Annotated in this window: 5 protein-coding genes and 1 pseudogene; 3 read left to right on the top strand and 3 right to left on the bottom strand. The window is 67.2% G+C overall.

What is annotated here, in order from left to right; all coding sequences use genetic code 11:
- Positions 1-626: pseudogene (locus E3T50_RS12110) on the bottom strand (DEAD/DEAH box helicase); the annotation flags it as partial.
- A gap of 260 nt (positions 627-886) precedes the next feature.
- On the opposite strand from E3T50_RS12110, the gene E3T50_RS12105 reads away from it, so the two are divergent.
- Positions 887-1,348 (top strand): GNAT family N-acetyltransferase, encoded by a 462-nt coding sequence (locus E3T50_RS12105; RefSeq protein ID WP_134552190.1) that lies wholly within the window; start codon positions 887-889, stop codon positions 1,346-1,348.
- A 101-nt stretch (positions 1,349-1,449) separates the two neighbouring features.
- Here E3T50_RS12105 and E3T50_RS12100 read toward each other — a convergent pair whose 3' ends face one another.
- Positions 1,450-2,217 (bottom strand): IclR family transcriptional regulator, encoded by a 768-nt coding sequence (locus E3T50_RS12100; RefSeq protein WP_134552188.1) that lies wholly within the window; start codon positions 2,215-2,217, stop codon positions 1,450-1,452.
- 98 nt (positions 2,218-2,315) lie between these two features.
- Here E3T50_RS12100 and hutH point away from each other — a divergent pair, with 98 nt between their 5' ends.
- Positions 2,316-3,911, top strand: coding sequence for a histidine ammonia-lyase (gene hutH, locus E3T50_RS12095; protein WP_134552186.1), 1,596 nt, complete (start codon positions 2,316-2,318; stop codon positions 3,909-3,911).
- Positions 3,912-4,046: 135 nt separating this feature from the next.
- Complete coding sequence (locus tag E3T50_RS12085; protein WP_166784289.1) at positions 4,047-5,798, top strand: M23 family metallopeptidase; 1,752 nt, start codon at positions 4,047-4,049, stop codon at positions 5,796-5,798.
- On the opposite strand, the gene E3T50_RS12080 is transcribed toward E3T50_RS12085, so the two are convergent.
- Positions 5,799-8,957, bottom strand: coding sequence for an efflux RND transporter permease subunit (locus tag E3T50_RS12080; RefSeq protein WP_134552182.1), 3,159 nt, complete (start codon positions 8,955-8,957; stop codon positions 5,799-5,801).
- Positions 8,958-9,000: the final 43 nt, after the last annotated feature.

The following is a 9,000-nucleotide window of genomic DNA, read 5'->3' as shown; positions in this document are numbered from 1 at the left end:
GACGGACGCTCGGTGCGGGCCGGACGGTCATTGTTGTAGGCCGGACGATCGGTGCGCGGCGCACGGTCACTGTAGGACGGACGCTCGGTGCGGGGAGCACTGCTGCGGTCACCGTAGGAGGGGCGCTCAGTGCGCGGCGCACTGCTGCGGTCACCGTAGGAGGGACGGTCGGTGCGGGCCGGACGGTCATTGTTGTAGGCCGGTCGGTCGGTGCGCGGCGCACGGTCACCATAGGACGGACGGTCGTTGTTGTAGGCCGGACGGTCCGTGCGGGGACGGTCGTTGTTGTAGGACGGACGGTCCGTGCGGGGACGGTCATTGTTGTAGGCCGGACGCTCGTTGCGCTCGCTGTTGGTGCGGCCACCGTTTTCGGGGCGAACGGAACGCGAGCCGTAGGCCGGGCGTTCGCTGGACGGACGCTCGTTCGAGCGCGCGGCGCGCTCGTCGGCGTTCCAACGCTGCTTCTTGGGGGCACCCTCGTCCGCGCGGTATCCGCGGTGTCCGGGGCTCTTGCTGCCGGCGTTGTTGGAACCGCCGTGGCCCGATCCGCCCTTGGAGGCGTACTTGGGATCGAAGTTCTTGCCGCCGCGACCGGCGGCGGGGTTGTGCGAATTGCCTTGAGGCATAAAAATATTTCTGGGTTGTGTTCAGTACATGGCAGAACAACATCGCACATGCGACGTAACTGAGAACCCGGGCAGTCTATGGCCGGGGCCGTTCACATACAGTGATTTTTCACCAGCGGATTACTGGGAAACCGGCCCAACTTGACTTACAAACCCATCCGCGCACAGCGCGGTGTCAAGAGCCGACTTGTACACGCTACCCGATGCGTGCTGAAAAGTCACGCAAAAGGGTGCAGGTTGTCTCGCTCTATTCTGGTCTCATGACGATTTCGATCAATATTGAGCCGCCACGCCAGGCCGACGTTGAAGCGCTTCTCGCCGCCGGCACCGTCTTTGCGCACTCCTTGTATCCCGTGGAGAACACGTTTCTGCTCAGCACCGACGAACTCGAACGTCCCGGCGTCGACGTGTACGTGGCTCGCGACCAAGACGGGGTGGCCTGCGGCATGGCCGCTCTCGTTCCGCTCGGCCCGGATACCCGCGCTGAATTGAAACGACTATTCGTACACACAGAGGCTCGGGGCCGCGGTGTGGCCCGCCGCCTGCTCGACCGCATCGAAGCGGATGCCGCTGGCCGCGGCATCCGCTCTCTCGCGTTGGAAACCGGCACGCTGCAACACGCGGCGATGGCGCTGTACCGTGGACGCGGCTACGAGCAGATCGAGTTGTTCGGCCCCTATGTCGGCGAAGAACTCAGCGTCTGCTTCGCTAAAACCCTGTAACCGCTCGCGGCACTCACTGGAGTAGTGGGCACCCCGAGGAACGAGCGCCCCCTTCGCGAAAGAGTGCCGCGAGGCGAGGCGCGGCGGGGCCCGGCCGCGCCTCAGCGCAGCCGACCGCCGATCCGGCGGGACAGTTCTGCGGCGGTCGCCGCCACAACCCGGGCAATCTCCGGCCAGTGGGCCTCATCGAACCGGTCGTGCGCGAACGTCACGGCGATCGCGGCGGCCGGCCAGCCGGAATGGTCGCGCACGGCGAGCGCCACCGAGGCGATGCCGGGCGTGATCTCACCGTCTTCGGTGGCGTAGGTATCCGTTCTGACGCGATCGAGCACCGCCCGCAGCTCGAGCTTTGTGCGCGGACCCCGGCCGTCGCGTTGTTCGAGGGCCGCCGCGGTCGGATAAAGCGCGCGCAATTGGGCTGCGGGCAGCGCCGCAAGCAGGGCGCGTCCGCTGGCCGTGAGGTGCGCGGGCAACCGCACCCCGACGTCGGAGACGAGGGAGGGGCGATGCGCGGCGCGTTCCTCCACGAGGTAGATGACGTCACGCCCGTGCAACACCACGAGATGAGCACTCTCCCCCAACCGGTCGACGAGCTGGGCAATCAGAGGGCGGCCGAGCCTGGAAAGCGGTTCCTGGTGACTGAACCCGGAGCTCAGCTCGAAGGCGGCGACGCCGAGCCCGTAGCGGTGTTCCTCGGGCAGGTGCACGACGAACCCCTGGGCCATGAGCACGTCGAGCAACTGGTAGACGGTTGACCGCGGCAGGTCGAGGGCGCTCGCCAGGGCGGCCGCCGGAATCGGACCGCGCTGGGCGGCGAGATGCGTGAGAACCCGCAGGGTGCTCCATGCTGCCGGAACCTTCGACGCCATCGCTGTTCCTTTCAGAGCGGATGCTTATGTCCGGTATACCAGACACCGGCCTTCCTCTCACCCTGTCGCCGCGCACCGCGAGGGTGTGCAATCGAAGCATGACCATCACGACCTCCCCGAGCACCCCCACCTCCGCACACAACGGGAGCGGGGCATTTGCTGTCACCGCGAGCGTCGTCGTTGGAACCGCCGCGCTCTCGTTTACCGATGTGATCGCCGTCGCTCGGCACAACGCGCGGGTCACTCTCGACCCGGTGAGCCTGACGGAGGTCGCCGCGACCCGCGCGATCATCGAGGCCCTCGCGGCCGATACCGAGCCGCACTACGGTATCTCCACCGGCTTCGGCGCCCTTGCGACGACCTTCATCACCGGCGACCGGCGCGCCCACCTGCAAGCGAGCCTGGTGCGCTCACACGCCGCCGGCAGCGGTCCCGAGGTGGAACGCGAAGTCATACGCGCCCTCATGCTGTTACGGCTGAGCACCCTGATGACCGGACGCACCGGCGTGCGGCCGGCCACCGCCGAGACCTACGCCGCCGTGCTGAACGCGCAGATCACCCCGGTCGTGCACGAATACGGATCGCTCGGCTGCTCCGGCGACCTCGCCCCGCTCGCGCACTGCGCCCTCGTCGTGATGGGCGAGGGCCGCGCGCGGGATGCGACCGGAACCCTGCTCGGCGGAGGCGACGCCCTCTCCGCTGCCGGCATCACGCCCGTCGTACTCGCCGAAAAGGAGGGTCTCGCCCTGATCAACGGCACCGACGGCATGCTCGGCATGCTCGTGCTCGCCCTCGATGACCTGGCCCGCCTGCTCACCACCGCCGACATCGCCGCGGCGATGAGCGTTGAAGCCCTACTCGGAACGGATGCCGCCTTCGCGGCCGATCTGCAGCAGCTGCGGCCCCAGCTCGGCCAGGCCGACAGTGCCGCGAACCTGCGCCGGCTGTTGCACGGCTCCGCCCTGCTCGCGAGCCACGCCGGCCCGGAAGACACGTCGGTGCAGGACGCCTACTCGTTGCGTTGCGCCCCGCAGGTACACGGCGCCGCGCGGGACACTGCCGCCCACGCCGCCCTCGTGGCCGGTCGCGAACTGGCCAGCGCCATCGACAACCCGGTCGTCACCGTTGACGGACGCGTCTGCTCGAACGGCAACTTCCACGGCGCCCCACTCGGCTACGTGCTCGACTTTCTCGCCATAGCGTCGGCGGATGTCGCGAGCATGAGTGAGCGACGCACCGACCGCCACCTCGATGCCAGCCGAAGCAAGGGCCTGCCACCGTTTCTCGCGCACGAAGTGGGCGTGGACTCCGGGCTCATGATCGCGCAGTACACGGCGGCCGGCATCGTGTCGGAGCTCAAGCGTCTCGCCGCGCCGGCATCCGTTGATTCGATCCCCTCCTCGGCGATGCAGGAGGACCACGTGTCGATGGGCTGGCACGCCGCCCGCAAGCTGCGCCGCTCGCTCGACGGGCTCGGCCGGGTGCTCGCGATCGAAATCATGACCGCCGCACGATCGCTCGATCTGCGCGCGCCGCTCACCCCCGCCGTGGCGACCGCAGCGGTTCGCGATCTGGTGCGCACCGTAGCCGCCGGCCCCGGGCACGACCGCTTTCTCTCCCCCGAAATCGAGGGGGTCGTCGCTCTCGTCGCGTCGGGCGCGGTGCGCGGTGCTGCGGCCATCGATTTGGTGTGACGCTCGACCGACCTTGTAGTGACCTTAAACAACGAATTCACCCTGTTGTGAGCACACCGGTGCCGTGCCATACTTGCGCCACGCTGGCCCGCCCGAGCCACGTGCATCCATTACCCGAATGGAAAAGGTCTCGCAATGGTGCTCCCCGAAAACCGCCGTCGCATCCTGCGGATCGGGCGAGCGAAACCGCAGCATCGAACTGCCGAGCATCGAGCACCGAAAGACCGCGATGGCTGGCTGGCGGCGGTCGTCATCACGGCACTCGTTCTGTTCGGCGCACCGATCACGGCGAGCGCCGACGACGCGCCCGCCCGCCCCCCCTCCACACCGACGCCGATCACCAGCACGACGCCAGAAGCGGTACCGGCCCCCTCCCCCGAACCAACGCCAACGCCGCAACCCGCGTTGCCACCGAGCGGCGGCTCCACACCGGACTCCCCCGCTCAGCCCACGCCCCCGGCTCAGCTCACACCCACACCCGAACCCCCGATCCTGCTCACACCCACACCCGAACCCCCGATCCTGCTCACACCCACACCCGAACCCCCGATCCTGCTCACACCCACACCCACGTCGGAACCCACAGTCACACCGACACCCACGTCGGAACCCACAGTCACACCGACACCGACAGTGAAACCCGCCCCAGAACCGAACGACGGCCCCATCCCACCGACGAGCGAGACTCCCGGGCTATCCACAGGCCCGAACCCGGTCATGTCCACGCCCACCGATGGCGTCGCGCGGGCCGCGGCAGAGGCAGCCGCCCAAGCAGCGGCTCAGAAGTCAGGTAATGCCCGCGCAGCAGCCGCACAGGCCCTCAAGGCGCAGCTGGCCGCCGCCGCGCGCGTTGCCGCTAACCGTGCAACCGCTCAAAAACTGTCCGTGGAACGTAGCGCAGCGCTGGCGGATGCTCTCACCCGCTCGCAATCCGCGCAAGCCGTGCTCAACACCGCGCACGTCGACTTGGAATCAAGGCGGGCGAGCCAGGTAACGGCGCAGGGTCGTGTTTCCCTCGTGCACCGGCTGGCCGTTGAAGCTTCCACGACCGCCGCCGCGTCCACCCGCAGCTTCGCCGCACTCGCGCGCAAGCTAGCCCAGCAACAAAGCGGCGCCGTCGTCGCCGACGTCTTTCTCGGCGGGCATTCACTCAGCAACATGCTCGACCAGCTCAGCACGCTCGACCAGCTGAACCACGTCACCGAAAACATCCAGACGATCCAGGCTCGCGCCCAGGCCGACACGGCGCGAGCGGTCAAGCTGAATCAGCAAGACGCCGAGACGCGCACGGCCGCGAGCACGGCATCCGTCGACGCCAGCCAGGCGACACTCGACGCGGCCACAAGCGACTTCGAGATCGCGGGACTGGCGCTGGTCACCGCAGCCTCGCAGGCGGCGACCGCCGCCGCAACCCTAGCCGCACTCGGCGTGCGCCCGATCACTCTCACCGACGTCGGCCAGCTCAGTGATCAGGGCTGGGCCAACCCGGCACACGGTGCAATATCGGATGCCTACGGGCCGCGCCCGGTCCGTCCGATCCCCGGCGTCGGCGCCTTCCACTTCGGCACCGACATTGGGGCGAGCTGCAAATCCCCCGTCCTCGCTGCCACCGCCGGAATCGTGCGGGCGGCCAGCGCCCTCGGCAGCTACGGCAACTGGATCCTCATCGATCACGGTGCGGGAGTTGAGACGGGCTATGCCCACCTCGCCGCCGGCGACACCCTGGTCGCTGTCGGCGATCACGTTGCCGCCGGTCAACAAATTGCCAGCGTCGGCAGTACCGGTCTGTCCACCGGCTGTCACACACACATCGAGGTTCGAGTCGACGGCGTGCGCGTCAACCCCCAACCGTTCTTCTTGAATCGCGGAGTCGACCTCGGCAACTGACTACGCAGCAGCCCGACGCGCGGCACGTCGCTCACGGGTGCCCTCGACCAGCAGATAGAGCACCGGAAGCACGATCAGCGTCAAAACCGTCGACGAGACCAGCCCGCCGATGACAACGAGAGCCAGCGGCTGCGAGATGAAACCGCCGTGGCCGGTGAGGCCGACCGCCATCGGCAGCAGAGCAAAAATCGTGGCGAGCGCCGTCATCAAAATGGGCCGCAACCGGCGGCTCGCACCGGCGACGAGGGCGTCGGGCACCGACAGACCGCGTCGCCGGTACTGATTGACCAGGTCGACCAGCACGATCGCGTTGGTGACCACGATTCCAATCAGCATGAGCACACCGATGAGTGACGGCACCCCGAGTGGAATGCCGGTCGCCACCTGCAGCGCGATTGCCCCGGTCGCCGCGAACGGCACCGACACGAGCAGTAGTAGTGGCTGCAGCAATGAGCGGAACGTCGCCACCATCACGATGTACACGATAAGGATGGCCACGAGCATCGCCACTCCGAGCTGCGCAAAAGCCTCTGCCTGGTCAGCACTGACGCCGCCGAGCGTCGCGGTGGCCCCGGTCGGCAGCGCCGTGTCGACGAGCACCTGGCTCAGCTGCGCGTTCGCCGCGCCCAGGTCGTCACTGGCGGGCGTGGCCGAGACGGTCGCCGTGCGCAGTCCCTTCGCCGTGGTGAGTGTGCTCGGACCATCCACCTGTTCAACGGTCGCGAGAGTCGAGAGGGCCACTGAGCCGGTACGCGTGGGAATCTGCAGTGCCGCGAGAGCAGCGGATGTCGTCGGTGGCGACTCCGCCGACAGATACACGGTCAGTTTGGTCTCATCGATCACGATCGACCCGATCGAACTGGGCTGCATGGCCTGCGCGACGAGGGTTCCGAGGGCAAGCTCGCTGAGCCCCGCCGCGGCCGCCGCCGACCGGTTCACCGTGACAGCCAGGTACGGCAGCGACACGGCAAGGGTGCTGGCGCTCTCCTTGATGGCGCTCAGATTCTGTACAGCGCTGAGAATGGACGTCGTCGCAGACTGGAGGTCGGCATCCGTTGCCGCCGTGATGTCGACGGCGATGTCGGAGGAGGCTCCGAACCCGCTTGCCGCTGCCACCGAAATCTCACCCACATCGGTGAGGTCGGTGAGCGTCGTGCGCGCTTCGTTTTGTACCGCATCGGCGTTGGCGCCGTCGGCGGTCGTGATCGAGTAGGTCACAGCGCTCGAGCTGGGTGTCCCACCACGGAACGCGCTCGCCGCGCTGCCGCCACCAATCGACAGCTGCACGATGTCGATGCCCTCGAGGTTCCGCAGCGCCGTCTCCACCGCAGTAGAAGCCGCATCCCTTGTGGCCAGGCTGCTGCCGACCGGTAGCGTTTGCGTCACCCGGAACGTGTTTTGCCCGGTCGACCCCAGAAAGTTCACCTTCATGAACGGCACGAGCGCGGCCGTTCCGCCGAGCACGAGTACCGCGAGCAGCAGCGTCGCAACGGCATGCTTGAGGGTGAAGCGAATGACCGGCAGGTAGCTCTGTTGCAGCCGCCCCGGGTTCTCACCGGTCGCCCCCGCGCCGGCTACCACCACGGCATCGGGCCCGCGGGGCACGATCGCCGATTCTGCGGCCGACTCACGCGGGGAAACGCCATCGAGGCCGGCCACAACCTTGGGCGCCCGCAGAAACCAGTACGCGAGCACGGGAACGATGGTGAGCGAGACGAGCAGGGAGGCCAGCAGCGCGATCGTCACGGTGAGCGCAAACGGCCGAAACAGCTCGCCGGTCGAGCCGCCGACGAAGGAGATCGGTAGAAATACGGTGACCGTCGTGACGGTCGACGCCGTGATGGCCCCGGCCACTTCACGAACGGCGAAGACGATCGTCGCGGCGCGGTCCGATCCCGTAACGAGATGCCGTTTGATGTTCTCGATGACCACGATCGAGTCGTCGACGACCCGGCCGATGGCTATTGTGAGGGCTCCTAGGGTGAGGATGTTGAGTGAATATCCCACGCTTTGGAGACCGATGAAGGTGATGAGCACCGAGGTGGGAATCGAGATCGCCGTGACGAGCGTGGCCCGCACCGAAAGCAGGAACAACAAAATCACGAGCACCGCGAAGCCGAGGCCCAGCAGGCCTTCCTGGGTGAGCGCGTCGATCGACTGCTGAATGAACGGCGCCTGGTCGAATACGACCGTGAACGTAGCGGGAGCGACGGCCGCCTCGAGTTGCGGCAGGATCGCGCGAACCCCCCTGGACACGTCAACCGTGTTCGCGGCCGGCACCTTGGTGACGGCGATAGTGAGGGCGGGCTCGCCGTTCACCCGGGAAATGCTCGTGACCGGGTTCTCCACGAGGGCTACCGTGGCGACATCGCCGATCGTTGTGGTCGGGGCATCCGCTGCGCCGCTGGGGAACGCGGTCGAGCTCGCTACGAGCGGCAACGCGGCGATGTCGTCGACCGAGCCGAGCTTCCCGCCGGCCTGCACCGATAAAGTTGTGTCGTTCTCGGTGATCGCGCCGGCCGGTATCAGCGAACCATTCTGCTGTAGCGCCGACGTGATGTTTGAAGCGCTGAGGCCGCGCGCGGCGAGCTCGTCGATATTGGGTGTGATCGTGACCCTACGGCCGATATCTCCGGCCAGGGCGGCATCACGCACGCCCGCCACGTCGCGAATGTCGCCGAGCACGCTGCGTTTGAGCTGATCGGCGAGCGTCACAGTGTCGCTCGAAGCGACCGCGAGCGAGATCACCGGGAAGTCGTCGATGCTGCCGCTGATCACCTGCGGGTCGACGTCAGCCGGCAGCACGTTCCGGATGCGGTTGATGGCCTGGTCGATGCGGGATTCAGCCTTGACCAGGTCGGTGCCGTAGGTGAAGGTGGCGCTCACGAGCGAGGAGTCGGTGGTGCTGGTCGTCGATGTCGATTCGAGGCCGGCAAGGCCCTGAATGGCGGTTTCGATCGGGGTCGACACGTTGTCGTTGACGACCTGTGGCGAAGCACCCGGGTAGCTCGTCGACACGAGCAGCTGCGGCAGCTGCAGTGACGGAATCAGCTCCTGTTTGAGTCCGGTCAGGGCGAGGCTGCCGAACACGGCCGCCACAATGGTGATGAGGGCAATCAGCGCCCGATTCTTCATGCTCACTACCGCGAGAAAATGCACCAGTTCATTATGCCAGTGCACGCAGACCGCCCGGCTAGGGGCC

This window comes from Cryobacterium gelidum (genome assembly GCF_004403985.1).
Lineage (GTDB): Bacteria > Actinomycetota > Actinomycetes > Actinomycetales > Microbacteriaceae > Cryobacterium > Cryobacterium gelidum.
The sequence above is the reverse complement of the archived record's forward strand: the minus strand, read 5'-3'. Positions and strand labels throughout refer to the sequence as shown.

Coding starts and splice junctions, on each gene's coding strand:
- E3T50_RS12105 (WP_134552190.1), top strand. CDS start 887: ATGACGATTTCGATCAATATTGAGCCGCCACGCCAGGCCGACGTTGAA.
- E3T50_RS12100 (WP_134552188.1), bottom strand. CDS start 2,217: ATGGCGTCGAAGGTTCCGGCAGCATGGAGCACCCTGCGGGTTCTCACG.
- hutH (WP_134552186.1), top strand. CDS start 2,316: ATGACCATCACGACCTCCCCGAGCACCCCCACCTCCGCACACAACGGG.
- E3T50_RS12085 (WP_166784289.1), top strand. CDS start 4,047: ATGGTGCTCCCCGAAAACCGCCGTCGCATCCTGCGGATCGGGCGAGCG.